This is a genomic window from Hymenobacter setariae (assembly GCF_007713685.1).
GTDB classification, from domain to species: domain Bacteria; phylum Bacteroidota; class Bacteroidia; order Cytophagales; family Hymenobacteraceae; genus Hymenobacter; species Hymenobacter setariae.
In genome coordinates this window covers 1,002,735-1,021,436 of the sequence record NZ_VMRJ01000002.1, presented here as the reverse complement: position 1 = coordinate 1,021,436, position 18,702 = coordinate 1,002,735, and the positions used below count along the sequence as shown (strand labels likewise).

Annotated in this window: 16 protein-coding genes; 2 read left to right on the top strand and 14 right to left on the bottom strand. The window is 58.2% G+C overall.

What is annotated here, in order from left to right; all coding sequences use genetic code 11:
• Positions 1–62 precede the first annotated feature (62 nt).
• Complete coding sequence (locus FNT36_RS10700; RefSeq protein ID WP_144847287.1) at positions 63–641, bottom strand: NUDIX domain-containing protein; 579 nt, start codon at positions 639–641, stop codon at positions 63–65.
• A 129-nt stretch (positions 642–770) separates the two neighbouring features.
• On the opposite strand from FNT36_RS10700, the gene FNT36_RS10695 reads away from it, so the two are divergent.
• Together FNT36_RS10695 and FNT36_RS10690 are read left to right on the top strand one after the other, a co-directional pair.
• Positions 771–1,022, top strand: coding sequence for a hypothetical protein (locus FNT36_RS10695; RefSeq protein ID WP_144847285.1), 252 nt, complete (start codon positions 771–773; stop codon positions 1,020–1,022).
• A 102-nt stretch (positions 1,023–1,124) separates the two neighbouring features.
• Positions 1,125–1,712, top strand: a complete 588-nt coding sequence (locus tag FNT36_RS10690) for a DUF4252 domain-containing protein (protein WP_144847283.1) — start codon at positions 1,125–1,127, stop codon at positions 1,710–1,712.
• Between the two features lie 93 nt (positions 1,713–1,805).
• Here the strand turns inward: FNT36_RS10690 and amaB are convergent, their stop codons facing one another.
• The 13 genes from amaB to FNT36_RS10625 form a co-directional block, all read right to left on the bottom strand.
• Positions 1,806–3,407 carry an L-piperidine-6-carboxylate dehydrogenase gene (gene amaB / locus FNT36_RS10685; protein ID WP_144847281.1) on the bottom strand — a complete coding sequence of 534 codons (1,602 nt, stop codon included), beginning with the start codon at positions 3,405–3,407 and terminating at the stop codon, positions 1,806–1,808.
• 118 nt (positions 3,408–3,525) lie between these two features.
• On the bottom strand, positions 3,526–3,993 hold the full coding sequence (locus tag FNT36_RS10680; protein WP_144847279.1) for a hypothetical protein: 468 nt from the start codon (positions 3,991–3,993) through the stop codon (positions 3,526–3,528).
• 55 nt (positions 3,994–4,048) lie between these two features.
• Positions 4,049–4,471: a hypothetical protein gene (locus tag FNT36_RS10675; RefSeq protein WP_144847277.1), complete on the bottom strand. Its 423-nt coding sequence runs from the start codon at positions 4,469–4,471 to the stop codon at positions 4,049–4,051.
• 61 nt (positions 4,472–4,532) lie between these two features.
• Entirely contained in the window at positions 4,533–7,235 is a 2,703-nt protein-coding gene (locus tag FNT36_RS10670) for an RCC1 domain-containing protein (RefSeq protein WP_233635830.1), read from the bottom strand.
• 315 nt (positions 7,236–7,550) lie between these two features.
• Entirely contained in the window at positions 7,551–9,068 is a 1,518-nt protein-coding gene (locus FNT36_RS10665) for a Do family serine endopeptidase (RefSeq protein ID WP_233635829.1), read from the bottom strand.
• 237 nt (positions 9,069–9,305) lie between these two features.
• Positions 9,306–9,749 (bottom strand): Hsp20/alpha crystallin family protein, encoded by a 444-nt coding sequence (locus tag FNT36_RS10660; RefSeq protein ID WP_144847273.1) that lies wholly within the window; start codon positions 9,747–9,749, stop codon positions 9,306–9,308.
• 232 nt (positions 9,750–9,981) lie between these two features.
• A complete protein-coding gene (locus FNT36_RS10655) occupies positions 9,982–10,806 on the bottom strand; it encodes a hypothetical protein (RefSeq protein ID WP_233635828.1) in 825 nt (274 codons plus the stop codon).
• 82 nt (positions 10,807–10,888) lie between these two features.
• Positions 10,889–12,064, bottom strand: a complete 1,176-nt coding sequence (locus FNT36_RS10650) for a M20 metallopeptidase family protein (protein ID WP_144847270.1) — start codon at positions 12,062–12,064, stop codon at positions 10,889–10,891.
• A 153-nt stretch (positions 12,065–12,217) separates the two neighbouring features.
• A complete protein-coding gene (locus FNT36_RS10645) occupies positions 12,218–12,808 on the bottom strand; it encodes an SPOR domain-containing protein (RefSeq protein WP_144847268.1) in 591 nt (196 codons plus the stop codon).
• On the bottom strand, positions 12,789–13,463 hold the full coding sequence (gene deoC, locus FNT36_RS10640) for a deoxyribose-phosphate aldolase (RefSeq protein ID WP_144847266.1): 675 nt from the start codon (positions 13,461–13,463) through the stop codon (positions 12,789–12,791). The genes FNT36_RS10645 and deoC overlap by 20 nt, the downstream gene beginning before the upstream one ends.
• 135 nt (positions 13,464–13,598) lie before the next feature.
• Entirely contained in the window at positions 13,599–17,009 is a 3,411-nt protein-coding gene (gene secA / locus FNT36_RS10635; protein WP_144847264.1) for a preprotein translocase subunit SecA, read from the bottom strand.
• 160 nt (positions 17,010–17,169) lie between these two features.
• Complete coding sequence (locus FNT36_RS10630; protein ID WP_144847262.1) at positions 17,170–17,442, bottom strand: hypothetical protein; 273 nt, start codon at positions 17,440–17,442, stop codon at positions 17,170–17,172.
• Between the two features lie 53 nt (positions 17,443–17,495).
• Positions 17,496–18,650: an epoxide hydrolase family protein gene (locus FNT36_RS10625; RefSeq protein ID WP_144847260.1), complete on the bottom strand. Its 1,155-nt coding sequence runs from the start codon at positions 18,648–18,650 to the stop codon at positions 17,496–17,498.
• Positions 18,651–18,702: the final 52 nt, after the last annotated feature.

Sequence of the window (18,702 nt, the reverse complement as noted above, 5' to 3'; positions counted from 1 at the left end):
AGTTGAGGGGCCGCGCCCCACCCTAGGGCACTAGCAGGCTTGTAGCCCCCACAACTCGGTAACTATCGATTGGCTAGCACTTTTTCGGCTTTCAGCAAGCCGGCTACGCTAATAGCGTCGGTTATTTCATTATTCATGGCCAAGGTTACAGCCTGGGCTAGGGGCAGCTTCCATAGGCGCAAGTCTTCCGTTTCTTCGGGCTCCCATTCGGTGTGCGTAAGGTCTTCAGCCAGAAACACAAAGCCTTCTTCATCGGTCACCGAGTTGGAGGTATGCAGGCGGGCAATACAGGTCCAGTGGGCGGCCAATAAGCCAGTTTCTTCACGCAGCTCGCGCTGGGCCGACTCCGTGATATCGACATCGAGCAGGCCGCCACCCATCGGGATTTCCCAGCTGTACTCGTTCAGAGTGTAGCGGTACTGGCCTACGAGCCAAGTATTTCCCTCTGCATCGACGGGCACAATGCCAATGGCTTTGTTGCGCATCGACACCACGCCGTAGATGCCTGGCCCACCCTTGGGGTTGAGCACTTGGTCTTCGCGCACCCGAATCCAGGGGTTTTCATACTTGGGCTCGGTGCTCAGCGTTTGCCAAGGATTGTGGGTAGGGTCAAAATCGCTGGGCGGTAGAGTTGGCTTCATCAGGCGAGGCGCAGGGGTTGGTAACGGGCCAAAATTACAACGCCCGCCGCCGTGCCAACCTCCCAGCGCCCGCCGCGTACTACTTAGCACCCGGTAGCCGTTTATTTCCCGGCCGGCCGGCGCCCACTCATGGCCCAAGACCAAAAGAAAAATACCCCCGATACCTCGGCCGACGATTCGCTCCTCAACCTCAAGTTTGCCCAGGCCGAAGCCGACTTGGCTGAAAAAACTGGTGGCCTAGGCCCCACTACCAACGTCTATGTATCGTCGGACGAAGACGATGAAATCACGGCCGCCGAAGGCCCCGTAGACAAGCAAGGCCAGCGCCGCGGCGTAACCGACCCCACCGATGAGGGCTCGACGGCCGGCAGCCATAGCTAAGTAGTTTCCCTGTTTATAGCGCAAGCGGCAGTAAAAAGCGGACCTAGGCACACTGTTTGCCTACCTCCGTTTTTTACTGCCGCTCTTTTGCACCTGCTTCTTATGCGTTTTTCTTCTCCTGCTCATCGCTACCCGGCCGCTCGGCTGGCCTTGGGTCTTTTACTTATTGGGCTGGCGCTGCTCGGAGCCTGCCGAGCTAGCGGGCCAGCTACGCCGGCGCGCACGGTAGCCGCTTTTTTCAATAAATACGAGAAGCGCCCCGGCTTCCACACCACCGAGTGGTCGGCTAGCTTGCTTCAGCGCCTAGCGCTGGTGAAGGCCGCCAACTTATTTGGAGGCAATGATTTAACTCAGGCTATCACAGGTGTCAGGGCCGCACGAGCCCTCACCTTTGCTCCTACTTCTACGAGAGCGCTCGACTTATCGCAGCAAGGCCTGCTCAGTGAGGCTACTGGCCTGCTGCAAGCTGAGCGCTATACGCCGCTTTCGGCCGCCACTTCTTCGGGAGGCAACTACAACTCAGTGGTTCGTATGTCGGGCGATAAGGTGAGCGAGCTAGTCGCCACGGGCACTTTGCCCAACGCCGCCGACTCTTTCGTGCTGGTGCAGGTAGAAGGCAACTTCACCCGCGCCCAAGCCGAAGCCTTGGCTAAGGTGCTGCCACAAGTAGTGCAGCAAACAGGCCAATAATCAAGACTAGCAAGTCCCTAGGTCAGCAAAAAGGCTCCGCGCATCGCTATTCGATGCGCGGAGCCTTTTTGCTGACCTAGGGTCGCTACCCACTTATATATCAAACTTGATACCTTGCGCCAGTGGCAATTCGGTGCCGTAGTTGATGGTATTGGTCTGGCGGCGCATGTACACGCGCCAGGCGTCGGAGCCTGACTCGCGGCCGCCGCCCGTTTCCTTCTCGCCGCCGAACGCTCCGCCAATTTCGGCGCCACTGGTGCCGATGTTCACGTTGGCAATGCCGCAGTCGGAGCCCGGGTGCGCCAGGAAGGCTTCGGCCTCGCGCAGGTTCAGGGTGAAAATGGCCGACGATAAGCCCTGCCGCACATCGTTTTGCAAGCGAATAGCTTCTTCGACCCCGCCGCTGTACTTGATGAGATAGAGAATGGGCGCAAAAGTTTCGGCCTGCACCGTGGGGTAATGGTTTTCGGCCGCTACTAGGGCCGGCAGTACATAGTGGCCGCCGTGCAGCTCGGCGCTGCTTACTACTTGGCCGCCCGCGAGTAGGGTGCCTCCCTCCTGCTGCACCTGCTCGAGCGCGGCGGTGAAGTGTCCCACCGCATCGGCATCAATGAGCGGGCCTACCAGCGTGCCAGGCTGCAACGGATGGCCGATGGGCAGCTTGGCATAAGCCGCCAACAGGCGCTGGCTTACTTCGTCGTAAATGTTTTCGTGGATGATGAGCCGGCGCGTGGTGGTGCAGCGTTGCCCCGCCGTGCCCACCGCCCCAAATACAATGGCCCGCATGGCCATATCGAGGTCAGCCTGCGGCGTCAGGATAATGGCGTTGTTGCCGCCTAGCTCTAGCAGAGCGCGACCTAGGCGCTGGCCCACGGCGGCGCCCACGGCCCGGCCCATGCGGGTGCTGCCAGTGGCCGACACCAGCGGCACGCGCTCATCGGCGGCCAAGGCGGCGCCTACCTCGGGGCCACCCAGCACCAAGTTAAATACGCCTTCGGGCAAGTCGTTATCGGCTAGCACCTTCCGGATAAGGTGTTGCACCGCCACGGCCACCAGCGGCGTTTTCTCCGAAGGCTTCCAGATGCAGACATCGCCACACACAGCCGCCAGCATAGCGTTCCAGCTCCACACGGCTACCGGGAAGTTAAACGCTGAAATAATGCCCACTATACCCAGCGGGTGGTACTGCTCGTACATGCGGTGGGCGGGCCGCTCCGAGTGCATGGTAAAGCCGTGCAGCTGCCGGCTCAGCCCCACCGCGAAGTCGCAGATGTCTATCATTTCCTGCACTTCGCCTAGGCCCTCTTGCAGAATTTTACCCATCTCGTAGCTCACCAGCTTACCTAGGGCTTCTTTGTGGCGGCGCAGCTCCAGCCCGATTTGGCGCACCACGTCGCCGCGTTGGGGCGCGGGCACCAGCCGCCACGCCGGGAAGGCGGCCTGAGCGGCCTGCACTACGGTTTCGTAGTCGGCCACGGTGGCTACCGTAATGGCCGCGATGGGCTGCCCATCGGCGGGCGAAACGATAGCTTTGGCAGGCTGGCCCGAGCGGCCCCACTGGCGGCCCGTGCTATAGGCAGGGCTGTGCGCGGGCACCCCAAGCTGGCGCAGCACATCTTGCATCCCGTGCGGGTCGGCGTGGGGATGGGCCACGGTTACATCGGGGGTGGTTGCTTCTTCGAGGGCCTGTTTCATACACTGCGGAGATAAAATAGAGGCTTCAAAGGTACTTCGGCGAGCTTAGGCGGCACGGCAAGCCATACTTGCTACTGGGCCACCCTAGGTGGCGAGCCTGGCCATGGCGGCGCTAAGGCTAACCGCGCTGCTTTTCACTGGTCTGCCGGATAGAAGGCTTTTGGTCGGGGTGCGTCTGGTAGTAGTGCAGCCAGTCGCGGGCAGCGGGCTCGTCGCTAAAAAAGTAGGGGTAAAACTCTACTTCTGCCGCCTGCCGCAGCGTGGCTTCGGTAGCCACGCTTTCAATGTCGGCGCGATGGGCTTCGCTGGCCAAGTAGGCTACAAAAACAGGAGCGCCTACTTCACGCACTACCTGGTTGGCCAGCAGCCCACTAAACCACTGGGCAAATGCTACCGAGTGCCAGCTGCGCTGGCGCATGTCGAGCAGCCAAAACCGGCAATTGTCATGCGCTTTGGCCTCGGCTAGTAGCTGGCGATAGGCAGGGTACAAATCACTATCCTCCGAATCTTGGAGCCAGCGGCCGACAACTAAGCTCAGCTCAGCTTCATACGATAGAGAGAAAAGGTCGGGCGAGGGCACCTGCATAAAGGGAAAAGCTGTTAAGCTTACGAATACCCTTTAGCCCAACGGCCAGCTAGCGCTAAGGTTGCTGCGCTAGCCACGCCATAGCGGTGCTCTCCTGGTCGAAGTAGCAGTACTGGGCTCCTTGCATAGAGCCTTGCCGAATATTTTCCCATAAGGCGGGGTCAGTAGAAGCCACGTCCTGCCCTACCATCGCAAAATAGGCCACCACTACTGGCTGACCCAGTAACTGGGGTAGCTGGGGCCCAAACTCTTCGCCAAACCAGCGCACTGCGTCGGCATCGTTGATGCGGCGCCGGCGCACATCGAGCAGCCAGTGGCGGCAGTTGCCATGCGCAATGGCCGCCGCAAGCAGCTCTTGGTAATGTATTTGCAGCTCACCTAGCAATACGGGTCGCATCCACCGGCCAATGATAACGTGCTGGTCAGGCAGATAAGCTAGAGTAAAGCTGCTGGGGTCGCGAGTAGTAAGTAATTGCATAAGCGTAAGTGGATAGCAGATGGCTACAAACTTACTCGCCCTTCTCTCAACCTAAGCAGGGCTACTCTACCACTAGGCGAGCTACTTGAGGAGCTTGCTGCGGAGCGGTAGCTCGCACTAGGTACACCCCCGGTAGGAGGCCAGTCAGTTCGGGGGCCGTAGTGGCGGGGCGCACTAGGCGGCCTAGAGCATCGTACACTTCCAAGGCAGCCCCGCTAGGCAAACCTAGCACGTGCACCGGGCCGCGGGCCGGGTTGGGCACCAGCGCCAAGCTAGCCGACGTGCCAGCCACTACCTGCGTAGGCGAATAGGTTACCGTGCCATCTCGGTCGAGCTGAGCTAAGCGGTAATAGCTTAGCTCCGTGGCCTGTGCATCGCGAAAGGCATAGGCATGAGCGGCTGTGCTGCTGCCCGCGCCTGCCACAAAACCTAAGGATGCAAATGCGGTCCCATCGGCCGACTTCTCTACCCGAAAGCCTAGGTTGCCGGTCTCCGAGGCGGTGGCCCACGTGAGCACCGCAGTGGTGGGACTGCTACGCTGGGCATCGAAGCGCACAAGCACCACGGGCAAGGGCTGCGGAGGTGGTGGCTGCACTTGCAGGGGCACTAGGCGGTCGAAGCGCAGGGCAGTAGTGGTGGTGCCGTCGCCGAGTTGGCCCGCTTCGTTGGCCCCGGCGCTCGCTAGTGCCTGCGCCGATGCTGTGCGCACCAGCGAGAAATTGCTACTGCTGCCGCTCCCTAGGGTGGTCCAGTTGGTACTGCGAGTAGCCTCTTGGTTGAATGTGGAATTGGCCAGCGTCGATATCATGCCTAGGCCTAACTCGCCGCTGTCGTTATCGCCCCAGGCATAAAGGGTCCCCGCCGCCGTAAGAGCCAGGCTATGAGCCGACCCTGTTGCTAACTGCGTGAACTGCGGCGCGCCGGCTATCAATGTAGGCACGCTAACCGTCGTGCTGTTCGTGAGGCCCAGTTGGCCATAGGTGTTGTTGCCCCAGCCGTAGAGTGCTCCTGTAGCCGTAAGAGCTAGGCTGTGCTGGCTGCCTGCGGCCAGCACAGTCAGTGGCTCGCTCAGGCTCACCAACGTAGGCTGGCTGGCAGTGCTTGCCACCCCCAGCTGGCCATAGGTATTATCGCCCCAGGCATACAAGCTCCCGGTCGCCGTGAGGGCTAGGCTGTGCTGACCACCGGCCGCCAACTGCGTGAAGGTGAAAGCCCCATCTACAGCGGTAGGAACTGTCGCGTTTCGGGTAGTGCCTAGCTGGCCGGCACTATTACTGCCCCACGCATAGAGTTTGCCCGTGCCGGTGAGGGCTAGGCTATGCTGCGCCCCAGCTGCAATGCGCGCAAATGCGAGGTTGCCTGTGACTTGGGTGGGCGTGCTTGCGGCGTTGGCAGTGCCGAGTTGACCTGCGCTGTTATTACCCCAGGCGTATAGTGTACCATTCGCTTTCAGCGCCAAGCTAAAATTTTGGCCAGCTGCTACTTGCAGCCAGTCACTATCGGTGCCTATCTGCACAGGTTGGCGCTGGCTGGTGCGGGTGCCGTCGCCGAGTTGGCCGTCGTCATTGCTGCCCCAGGCCCAGAGGGTACCATCGCCCCGAATGGCCAGCCCAAAGTTGCCGCCCGCAGCCGTGCTGCGCGTCGGGAGTGCTAGGCCGGTGAGCTTCGGAGAATATTGATTATTGGTAGAGCCGTCGCCGAGCTGGCCGCTGTCATTTAGGCCCCAGGTCCACAGGCCACCATTAGCCTTTAGCGCCTGCGTAAAATTCTGGCCGGCCGCAACTTGCACATATACATCTCCCCCACTCACGGTCGTGGGTACCGATTTATCAGCACGGCTTTTTATGCCAAGCTGCCCTAGCGAATTATAGCCCCAGGCATCGACCTGGCCCGTAGCCTGCCGTGCTATACTATGGTAGCTGCCGGCCGCGATGCTGGTATAGGGCACATTGCTGTCTACCGCCGTGGGCAACAGCTTCGTGTCTTTCGTGCCATCGCCTACTTGGCCATAGCTGTTATTACCCCATCCATAGACTGCACCATCGGCCCGTAGCGCTAGGCTGTGGTAGCTACCAGCCGCCACCTGCACGTAGGTATCAGCGCTCACAATGGCCTTAGGCTCTGAGGCACTGCCGGTAGTGCCCGTGCCTAGCTGGCCATATGAGTTACGGCCCCAGGCCAGCACAGTGCCATCGTTCCGCAGGCCTAGGCTGTGGTAGAGGCCTGCTGCCAGCTGCGTAAAGGTTTGGCTGCCAGCTACGGCAGTGGGCACGAGCCGCCCTACCAAGGAGCCATCACCTAGCTGGCCTTCCGCGTTTTCGCCCCAGCCGTAGGCTCTGCCATCTGCCTGCAATGCTAGGCTAAAGCGGTAGCCCGCTACTATTTGCGTGTAAACGGCGCCTGCCAGAGCAGTTGGCGCAGCTATATCGGTAGTGGTGCCGGTGCCAAGCTGTCCGTAGGTGTTATCGCCCCACACGTAGAGCTGACCATTGGCCTTCAGGGCTAGGCTGTGCGTATTGCCGGCCGCCACCTGTACCCAATCGGTCGCGTTGCCGAGCTGCACCCACCTTAGCTGGCTTGTGGCAGAAGCAGCGCCAGTACCAAGCTGGCCGTGGTCGTTTTTACCCGTTGCCCACAGCGTACCATCAGCGTGAATGCTTAGAGAATGTGCGCCGCCCGCGGCAAACGTGCTGTGCACCGCTTGCGCTTGGCCAGCCAGGGCCACCAGCAGCCCTAGCAGCACAGCTAATAGTCTCTTACCCATTCGCGTATCTAGTACCTGCATAGCCTATGTTGATTAGTGAGAGGCTTACTCGAGTAGTAGCCGAGAAAAGCAAAGGTCGCAAAAACCTTGTATTATGAAAATATTAGGTTGGCTCTTACCCCTATTCATCTGTAGCTGCTGACCTTATCCAGGCTGAGCTATTGGTACTACACCCGGCTTTGCTTTAGCTCATTTCACCTAGGCCAACTTTTTTTTGGATTACAACTGAAGACTCCGTGTCCAATAAAAAAGCTCCTGCCAACTAGTGGCAGGAGCTTTTTAAGCTGTATTGCTTGCGTAACTACCCTAGGTCGCTTATTCGCGGCCGATGGGATAGTAAGCCTTACGGCCGTCGGGGTACACGCCTTCTACGAGCGCGCCCGAGTTATCCTTGGCTTGCTCCAGGAAGTTTTGCACGTCGGCAGGCTTGCGCACAGGGTTCTTGTCGATGCGCGTGATGATGAAGCCTTCAGCCATACCGGTTTCTTTGAAGTTGCTCCCTTTTACGCCCGTAATCTGGGCGCCACCATCGATACCCAACTCATTCTGCAAGCGAGCCGTTACCGGGCCGAACTTGGCACCTTCGTAGGTTATCGCTGCGCTAGCTGGCATTTCCTTCACTACCGAAGTCGTGTTGGAGGCGTTGAATAGGGTAGCCGTGGCAATTTCTTTGTCGCCCCCACGCAGGTAGCCGACTTTGATTTTGTCGCCAGGACGGAAGCGTGATACTTGCTCTTGCAGTTGCGCCGAGGTATTTACTGCAATGCCGTTGATGTCGGTGATAACATCACCTACTTTCAAGCCAGCTACTGCGGCAGCACTGTTAGGCACTAAGCTCTGCACGTATACTCCGTTTAGAGTATTAAGCTTTTTCTCAGAAGCCAAGCGGGCGTCTACCTCTGTAAAGCGCACGCCAAGCAGAGCACGCTGTACTACCTTGTATTTCAGCAGGTCGTCTACTACCTTGCTCACAATAGCACTAGGTACGGCGAAGGCATAGCCCTCAAATGAACCCGTGTGCGACGAGATAGCCGAGTTAATGCCAATCAGGTCGCCATTGGTATTCACCAAGGCGCCACCCGAGTTGCCAGGGTTCACTACTGCATCGGTCTGAATAAACGACTCAATGCCCATGTTATTCTGGTCGCGCGACAGGATACCGATGCTCCGGCCTTTGGCCGATACGATACCTGCTGTCACGGTCGTGTTCAGGCTAAAGGGGTTGCCCACGGCGAGCACCCACTGGCCTACCTTCACTTCGTCTGAATTGCCATACTTGATAAAGGGCAGGTTATCAGCCTTTACCTTAATTACAGCAATGTCGGTGCTAGGGTCGGTGCCCACTAGCTCGGCGTCGAACTTGCGCTTGTCATCGAGCACGACCGTTATTTTCGAAGCCTTGTCAATCACGTGATTGTTCGTGACGATATAGCCGTTGGCGGCAATAATTACGCCCGAGCCGGAGCCTTCGCCCCCACCCTGCTGCTGCTGCCCACGGAGTTGGTCCTCAAACTGGTCGCCAAAAAACTGGCGGAACAGGGGGTCCATCTGCATGCGCTGCGAGCGCTGCCGGGGCTCAGCTTTATACTCCGTCATTACGTGCACTACGGCGGGCGTAGTGGCGGCGGCGGCGGCCACAAAGTTTAGTCCTTCGGGTGCGGCATAAGCGCTGCTGCGCATGGCCGACGTGTAGCGTACCTGCGGGTCAGAGGCCACCGTCGACTGAGCCACGTTGCCCGGCTCGGCTTCCAGCAGCTTGTACCCCCCTACGGCCACGCCACCGCCTAGTACGGCGGAAGTCAGCAGGCCGAGCATCATGTTTTTAGCTTGCATTGGGGTTACTTAAAAGAGATGAAAAAAGGTGTTGCGAAGTAACAAAGAGGACCCGAAACAGGTCAAGTCCCGAAGAGATATTTAGATAACCTAAGCGGTCCTTGCTTCCCTACGAGTCTCAACGCAAAATAGAGCCTATTTCGTGCCCAAAGGTTGCGTCTTATCTAAGGATTATGCAAGTTTTGGACCAAAAAAGGCACCCTTGTTGGGTGCCTTCTTAGCTTCTTGCTGAGCAGCTTAGCGAACTTCGATGTGCTGCTTGGTTACCTTCTCGGTGTCGAAGGGCAAGGTCACGCGCAGCAAACCATCGGTTAGCTCGGCGCTGATAGCTTTTACATTCACCGTTTCGGGCAGGCGGAAGGTGCGGCTAAACTCGCCAAAGCGGGTTTCGAGGCGGTGAGCCTTGGGAGCATTCTCACCTTCGGAAGCAGGAGCAGGACGGCTACCCGTCACTACTAGTTGGTTGTCTTGAAAGTCGATGCTCACAGCATCTTTAGCTACACCTGGCAAGGCGAGGTGCAGCTCGTAGCCAGTAGCCGTTTCGAAAATGTCGGCGGCGGGCACGAAGGAAGTCGAAGCTTTGGGAGCAGCGGGCTGGGCGTCGCGCAGCACTTCATTTAAGAGCGAGTTGAAAGCGCGGGCAGGACGTAGGGCAGGCTGGTTATAAAGCAAGGTGGCCATGATAATTGATAAGTTAGAAAGGTTTTGGTCTAGTAACTAAGCTGCCATTTTCAGCAGCAACACCTGTCTATCTATAAATTTTATGCCGGCCCACAAAAACTGCCAAAAAGTCATAATAAACTCCTTATTCATTTTAGCGATTTTTCTTAAACAATAGAAAAGAGCCCCCATACTAAATGAGGGCTCTTTTTTACAGATTTGACACAAGTCAATTTGTCACCCACTTCATTACTTAGTGTTGCGTTGGTAGCTGCTGGCGGTCAGCTTTGCCGCCAGTAGGCAGCAGTGTAAAGCGGAAATCTAGCCCTAGGGTAGGATACACGTAGTTGCCTTTGCCACCCGAGACCGGGTTGCCGTTGCTATCAGTAAAAACTAACGACTGCTGGTATACGGTTTGGTAGGCAAACCACGGTGTGAAGTCAATCACTGGCGAGAGTCGTACTCCAACTTCACCGCGTAAGCTAGTAAATTGAATAGTGCGCTCATCGCGGTCAGTAGCGCTTTTTTGAAAGCGCAAGTGCGTACTGGCCGTATAACTAAGGCGAGGTCGCAGGGCCAAGCCCGCTGCCGTAGTGCCCAGCGGAAATAATCGCTCTACATCCACCCGTAGCCGCCCCCAGAACTGGCCATCGGGTGCCGAAAAGCCGAGCGGCTGTCGGCCTACTACCACCTGACGCTCTACGCTTAGGCGCTGACCAAACGTGAGGCCGCCGAAAATAGGAGAGCGGTGGCGCAGCAGCACCTCAGGCACTAGCAGCTTGCTGTAGTAGCTGTTGGTCTCAAGGTTAGCCCCCGACTCGTAGCGCAGCGTGCCGCCCCAGCTCCAACGCTCGTTCCAGAAGTGCTCGTAAGCGGCCGATACTCGGCGGGTATCAAAGCCCAGCGAGCGGCGGCCATACGAGTAAGGACTTGTGCTACGCTCCCCACGCAACGCCAGCAACACATAATCTCCATTGTGCAAGGCTATTTCGCCTTGCAGCTCGGGCCACAGCTCTAGCGGTTGAACAAAACGACTCGCCTCATTGGGGTTGTACTGGGCATAGGCAGGCTGCGCCAAGGCTAACATACTGCCCGCGAACGCAACTGGTAAAAATAGATTACGCATAAATACTTAGTGGATAGCCGATAACGAAAATTAGTTAGTTCAATTCCTGCAGTGTAAGCCAGGCCATCAGACCTGCCCCCACGCTCAGCGCCTGCTCGTCGATGTCGAAGATGGGCGTGTGCACCGAGGCAGCGAAGCGCCCATCGACGGCACGGGTGCCTAGGCGGTAGAAGCAAGCAGGCGCGGCCTGCGAAAAGTAGGCAAAGTCTTCAGCCGCCAGCCACTGGTCAAGCTCAATCACATTTTCGGCCCCTAGGTAGGCTTCGGCGGCGGCGCGCACGCGGGCCGTCACGGCGGGGTTGTTGTCGAGGCAGGGATAGCCCCGGCGAATTTCTAATTCGCACACGGCGCCCATGCTGGCGGCCAGTCCTTCGCAAAGCTGCCGCAGGTGCTGGTGGGCTTCATCGCGCCACGTCTCATCGAGGGTGCGGAAAGTGCCTTCGATGTATACCTCGTCGGGAATGACGTTGGTGGCGCCGTTGGCGATAACCTTGCCGAAGCTCAGCACTGAAGGCATTTTGGGGTTGGCGCGGCGGCTTACTATCTGCTGCGCGGCCACGATGAGATGGGCCGCCACCAGCACTGGGTCTAGGTTGAGCTCGGGCATGGCACCGTGGCCGCCTTTGCCTTTAATGCGCAAATACAGCTCATCGGTGCTCGCCATATAACGCCCCGGCCGCAGACCAATCTGCCCCACAGGCAGCCGCGGAAACACGTGCTGTCCAATTACTTCGGTCGGTGCAGGATTTTCCAGCACCCCGTCCTTTATCATAAGGGAGGCGCCGCCGGGCAGCAGTTCTTCGCCGGGCTGAAAAATCAGCTTTACTGTTCCCTTAAACTGGTCTTTGACCTCCGTGAGCAGTTGGGCGGCACCTAGGAGGCAAGTGGTGTGCACATCGTGACCGCAGGCGTGCATCACGCCAGGGTTTTGTGACTTGTAAGGCACGTCGCTCAACTCCGTGATGGGCAGTGCGTCCATGTCGGCGCGCAACGCCACTACTGGGCCGCCCGGCTGCCCCTCAATGAGCGCCACCACCCCAGTGCCTGCTACGGCGTAGGGCCGCAGGCCCATGGCCTCTAGCTTTTTCGTTACGAAGGCCGCCGTCTGTGTTTCTTTAAAAGACAGCTCGGGATTAGCGTGCAGGTGGCGGCGCAGGGCCGACAACTCGGGGGCTAGGGCCGCGGCGCGGGTACGAAGTTGATTTACCATAAAAATATGTTCCCCATGCGTCGGCAAGCGCAGCATGACAAACTATTACGCACTAGTTATTTAACGATACAACATCCTACAGTCACCCTCCCCTACTTAGCCTTTTCAACAGGAGCGTTCACAAAACACATTTAGCCTGCTGATTATGATGATTTAAGGTGTTTTATTTAGAAGCACTTGCATGGGCTCTAGCTCGGCCTTAGGCACAAACTGCCGCACGCGGGCCAGTCCCCGCGCAGCATCCAGCTTGGTAGTGTAATCACCGATATAGAGCCGGTACACAGGCTGCTTAAAAGTCAGGTAATCAGTCTCGTCGGGATAGCGTGCAATAACTTGGCGCCGCACACTCATGGCCTGCTCGCGCTCGAAGCCCGAATAGGCCTTGATGCGATAGCCGCTGGTGTACTTCACGTTCTGGTTGGTGTAGGCCTGGTCGCGCAGGCGCTGCTCCATCTGGGCATTTACGTGGTTGGTCGGCACTGGCGCCGCAGCTTTGGCAGCCGAGGCCAGGGCAGTGGCCGTCTTGGGGGCCAGAGCAGGTGCAGGCGCTGCCGGTGCCGTGGGCGCCGGAAACGCAGGCCGGTATTTAGTTAAATCTTCGGCGGGCACCACGCCTACGGTTTTACGCGTGGTGTCGACGGGGGTAGCGGCGCGCGTGGTGGGGGCCGCGGGCGCCGTAGCGGCACAGGCGGCCAGCAAGGGCAGACCTAGGAGCAGCACCGCGTTACGAAAGCGTAGGTTCATCTTCCTGAATAATTACCAAACTGTTTGAGGTGCCTAGGCGGTCGGCCCCGGCGGCCAGCATCGCCAACGCTTGCTCGCGGGTGCGGATACCCCCGCTAGCCTTGATGCGCACCCCAGCCGGCAGCACCCGCCGCAGCAGCTCCACATCGGCCACTGACGCACCCCGGCTAGCAAAGCCTGTGCTGGTTTTCACAAAGTTGGCACCAGCCTCTGCGCATAGCCGGGCGGCGGTTTCCATCTCCTCTTCCGTCAGCAGTGCCGTTTCAATGATGACTTTGAGCACAGCGTCGTGCACATCGCAGAGGTCGGCTAGGTCCTCCACTTCCGCTTTCACCCCGCCTAGGTCGCCCGATTTCAGGGCAGATATATTAAGCACCAGGTCCAGTTCGGTGGCGCCTTCAGCCAAGGCTATTTCAGCTTCGCGAAACTTCACCCTAGGACTGTTATAGCCTAATGGAAAGCCGATAACCGTGCACACGGCCACACCCGAGCCACTAAGCTCGCGGGCAGCCACTGGCACGTAGCACGGCGGCACACAGGCACTGGCAAAGCCATATTGCCGCGCCTCCTGGCACAACTGAATTATTTGGGCTTCGGTGCAGTCGGGCCGCAGCAACGTATGGTCGAGGGCGGCGGCGAGGTTAGGCGTGGGCATAAGGCAAAGGTACGGCTCGCAATTGGGCAGTCGGCGCATTCTAAATGCTAGCTAAGCTGGCAAACGGATTACGGCGTGAGCCACAAAAAAGGCCCGCTTGCGCGAGCCCTTTTCTTTCAGTCTTTATTTCAAAGCTTACGCTTCCTCTACCAGCACGCAGCGCTCGGCGGCTAGGTCTTCCTCTACGCTCTTGTATTTCACATCGCGCTTGATGCTGCCATCCATGTACTGCACCGTCACCTTGTCGTTGCGGTTAGCTACCTTCTGGCTACGCACTGGCTCCTGCTTGATGGCAGGGGCTAGACCTAGCTCAGCGGCCTGGTCCAGGTCTTCTGGGCCAGCACCTAGGCTCACATCTGACACAGCTTTTTCGGCTTTCAGCTTGGGCAAGGGCTCTACAATGTCGTCTTCGTAGTAGGAGTTCGGCTCAGCAAAGCCAGCTTCGGCAGCCACGGGTACGTCGGCCTTGAAGAGGAAGCCAGCTGTTTCGTGGTTCACCTTGCTCAGCATGCGCTTGAATAGCTCGAAGGCTTCAAACTTGTACACCAATAGAGGGTCCTTCTGCTCGTACACAGCGTTTTGTACTACCTGCTTCAGGTCGTCCATTTGGCGCAAGTGCTGGGTCCAAGCTTCGTCGATGGTCGAGAGCACAGCGCCTTTTTCCATCTGGCGCACGATGTCAAGGCCGTTGCTGGCCTGGGCGCGGCGCAGGTTGGCAATTACCTGGGTGTGCTTGCGGCCATCGGTGAAGGGCACCGCGATGTTCTCGTAGGGCGTGTTCTGGCTCAGCAAGTTATTGACGAGCGGCATCGAATTCTGGCCGATGTGCTCGTTTTTGCTTTCATAGTAGCCAGTTGCCTCGTCGTAGAGCTTTTGTGTGAGCTGCTCCGCGTTAAGCGCGCTGAATTCGGCCTGCGTGATGTGCGTCTCGTAGCCAAAATCTTTGATAATCGACAGCTTGAAGTCCTCAAAGTCGTTGCTGACCTTGTGGCCGGCCGCGATGTCCTCACTCACGTCGTAGATGAGGTTCAGGATATCCAGCTCTAGGCGCTCGCCAAACAGGGCATTGCGGCGGCGGCGATACACTACCTCGCGCTGGGCGTTCATTACGTCGTCGTATTCAAGCAGGCGCTTGCGGGTGCCGAAGTTATTTTCTTCAACCTTCTTCTGGGCCCGCTCAATCGACGAGGTAATCATCGAGTGCTGAATCACTTCGCCCTCTTCCATACCCATGCGGTCCATGAGCTTGGCAATGCGCTCCGAGCCAAACAGACGCATCAGGTTGTCTTCGAGCGATACGAAGAACTGCGACGAACCCGGGTCGCCCTGGCGGCCAGCACGGCCACGCAGCTGGCGGTCAACGCGGCGGCTTTCGTGGCGCTCGGTACCGATGATGGCTAGGCCACCCGACTCACGTGAAGTCTCGCGCAGTTTGATGTCAGTACCACGACCGGCCATGTTGGTGGCGATAGTCACGGTGCCGGGGTAGCCGGCAGCGGCCACAATCTCGGCTTCGCGCTGGTTTTGCTTGGCATTCAGTACTTGGTGCTTGATGCCCCGCAGCTTCAGCATGCGGCTTACCAATTCCGAAATTTCTACCGACGTAGTACCTACCAGCACGGGGCGGCCAGCTTGCACTAGGGTCTGAATTTCTTCGGCTACTGCGTTGTACTTCTCGCGTACCGTGCGGTACACCTTATCATGATGGTCGTGGCGCTGAATGCCGCGGTTGGTCGGAATCACGACCACGTCGAGCTTGTAGATTTCCCACAGTTCGCCCGCTTCCGTTTCGGCCGTACCGGTCATGCCCCCTAGCTTGTGGTACATGCGGAAGAAGTTCTGCAGCGTCACCGTGGCGTAGGTCTGGGTGGCATCTTCAATGCGCACGCCTTCCTTGGCCTCAATGGCTTGGTGCAGGCCGTCGGAGTAGCGGCGGCCTTCCATTACACGGCCGGTCTGCTCGTCCACAATCATCACCTTGCCATCTTGGCTCAGGATGTACTGGTCGTCTTTTTCAAACAGGGTGTAAGCTTTCAAGAGCTGGTTTACGGTGTGCACCCGCTCCGATTTCTCCTGGTAGTCACTCATCAACTGCTCTTTCTGCGCGAGTTTTTCTTCGGCAGTCAGGGCATCAGCGCGCTCGATGTTAGCAATCTCCACCCCGATGTCGGGCATGATGAACAGGTGCGGGTCTTCGCCCTGCGCCGTAATCAAGTCAATACCTTTTTCGGTCAGCTCAATTTGGTTGTTCTTCTCGTCGATGGTGAAGAACAGCGGCTTGTCGGCCTCCGGCATCTGGCGCGCATTGTCTTGCAGGTAGAAATTTTCTACTTTCTGCAAAGCTGTGCGCACGCCCGTTTCGGACAAGAACTTAATGAGAGGCTTGCTCTTAGGTAGGCCGCGGTAGGCCCGGAACAGCGCTAAGCCGCCCTCACCTTCCTTCGCCCCCTCGAGCGTACCTTCCTTCATGTTGCGGCGCGCTTCTACTAGGTAGCTCTGCACCAGCTTTTTCTGCTCGTCTACCAGGCGCTGAATGCGGGGCTTGAGCTGCAAGAACTCGTGCACGTCACCCTTGGGAACCGGGCCCGAGATGATGAGCGGCGTCCGCGCATCGTCAATCAGTACCGAGTCCACTTCGTCGACCATGGCGTAGTGGTGCTTGCGCTGCACCAGCTCCGCGGGGTCGCGGGCCATGTTGTCGCGCAGGTAGTCGAAGCCAAACTCGTTGTTGGTGCCGTAGGTGATGTCGGCTAGGTAGGCGTTGCGGCGGGCATCAGTGTTAGGCTGGTGCTTGTCGATGCAGTCCACGGTGAGGCCGTGGAACTCGAACAGCGGCGCATTCCACTCCGAGTCACGCTTGGCGAGGTAGTCGTTCACAGTTACCAAGTGCACCCCACGGCCACCTAGGGCGTTGAGGAAGGCCGGCAGGGTCGAAACGAGCGTTTTACCTTCACCAGTGGCCATCTCCGCGATTTTGCCTTGGTGCAGCACTACGCCGCCGATGAGCTGCACGTCGTAGTGCACCATGTCCCAGGTGATTTCGGCGCCAGCTGCCAACCACTTGTTGCTCCACACGGCCTTGTCGCCCTGAATGGTCACGTTGCCCTTGGTGCGGGAAATGTCGCGGTCCATGTCAGTGGCAGTTACCACTAGCTGGCCATTTTGTGCGTAGCGGCGCGCCGTTTCCTTTACAATGGCAAAAGCTTGAGGCAGCGCCGCCGTAAGGGCAGCTTCAAGTTCTTTGTTGCGCTGCTTCTCGAGGGTATCGATTTGCTCAAAAATCTGCTCTTTGCGCGATACGTCGAGGTTGGGCTGCGAGTCAATCTGGCCTTGCAACCCTGCTACTTGCCCATCGATGCTGGCGAGCCGGCCGTCAATCTGCTGGCGGACTTCCTGGGTGCGCTGGCGCAGCTGGTCGTCGGTAAGGCCGGCCAGTTTGGCATATTCCGCATTGATGAGGGCCACGTAAGGCACCACGTCCTTGAGGTCCTTTTCTGCTTTGGAGCCAAACAGCTTGGCGACGGTTTTGCCGAGGAAATCTAACATTGGGTAAATAATTAACGAAAAAGGGCGGCGCGTTCTGGGCAAATTTACAGCCCACCCGCCGAACCGGGCGAGCCGCCGTAAACTATAAAACCCCACACGCTCAAAAAGAGTGCAGGGTTTTGAGAAGCGGTAATAATGGCAGAGGCCGATTGAGCCCACGTCAGGGCCGAATAATGACGGGAGGCCCGGGCCGGCGGTAGTAAGGCCGCGGCCGGTAATAATAGCGCCCACCGTAGCTGCGGTACGGGGCCGCATGGTAATAGCGCGGGCCGTAATAAGGCCGATAAGCTGGCGCCCGGTAGTAGCGGCGCGGCACTGGCCGCACATAATACCGGCCACGGCCCCGATAATAGCGGCGCTGGGCCTGCGCCTCGGGAGCCAGCCCAATCAGCAGCCCTAATACAAGCAATAAACAAGCAGTTAAGCGCTTCATGGCAGCAAATAGGTAAGATGATTAAGTACGCTTTTGTGGTACCTAGGCGCACACTAGCGGGTTTCCTCGCGCAGGGGCCACACAAACTCGCGTAGGTCGGCCACTAGTAGGCCGGGCTCTTCGAGAGCAGCGAAGTGGCCGCCGCGAGGCATCTCGGTCCAGCGCTGCACATTGAAGAAGCGCTCGGCAAACTCGCGGGGAGCGGGCGTGATATCCTCCGGGAAAATGGCGAAGCCTGTGGGCACCTTGGTGTGCGTAGGCGCTGCCAGCGCGGGGCTGTGCATAGCTTCATAGTAGAGCCGCACCGACGAGCCAATGGTTTGCGTCACCCAATAAATCATGACGTTGGTGAGCAAGTCATCCTTGGTGAAGGTGTGCTCGATGTTGCCGTCGTGGTCGCTCCAGGCGTGAAATTTCTCGATAATCCACCCTAGGAGGCCTACCGGCGAGTCGTTGAGGCCATAGGCCAGCGTTTCGGGTTTGGTGCCTTGTATCTTCTGGTAGCCAGCTTCTTTTTCCTGCCAGGCTTTGTTTTTTACCACAAAGGCTTTCTCGGCCATCGACAAGTCGGGTAGCTTGTCGGCAGTCTTGGCATGGCTGGCGGGCACATCGGTGAGGTGAATGCCCAGCAGATTGTCGGCGTGGTTCAGCGCCAGCTGCTCCACAATGCTGCTGCCCCAGTCGCCGCCATGCGCCACGTACTTCTTGTACCCTAGGGTCTTGGTCATCAGTTTGGCTAGCACGTCGGCCATACGCTTGGGGTCGTAGCCTTTCTCGGTGGGGCGCTCCGAGAAGCCATAGCCCGGCAGGTCGGGCACTATCACGGTGAAGGCATCTTCGGCGCGCCCGCCGTGTGCGGCCGGGTCAGTGAGCAGCGGAATGAGCTTCACCATCCGAAAAAAGGAATCGGGCCAGCCATGCACCAGCATCAGTGGCACCGGGTTCGGGCCTTTGCCTTCGATATGAATGAAATGCAGCCCTAGTTCATCAATATCGGCCGTAAACTGGGCAAATTCATTAAGCTTAGCTTCTTGAGTTCGCCAGTCGTAGGAATTTTGCCAATAAGCAGCTAGCTGCTGCAAATACTCACAGTTGGTGCCGTAGTCCCAATAGGCATCTTCGAGCTGGTCGAGCCAGCGGGTGTGGGCTAGGCGGTAGTGCAAGTCGTCCAGCACGGGTTGGGGCACATTTATCTTGAAAGGCTGCATAAGCTGAGTAAAAAAGCAAAAAGCCTCCCCTAGGTAGGGGAGGCTTTTTGTA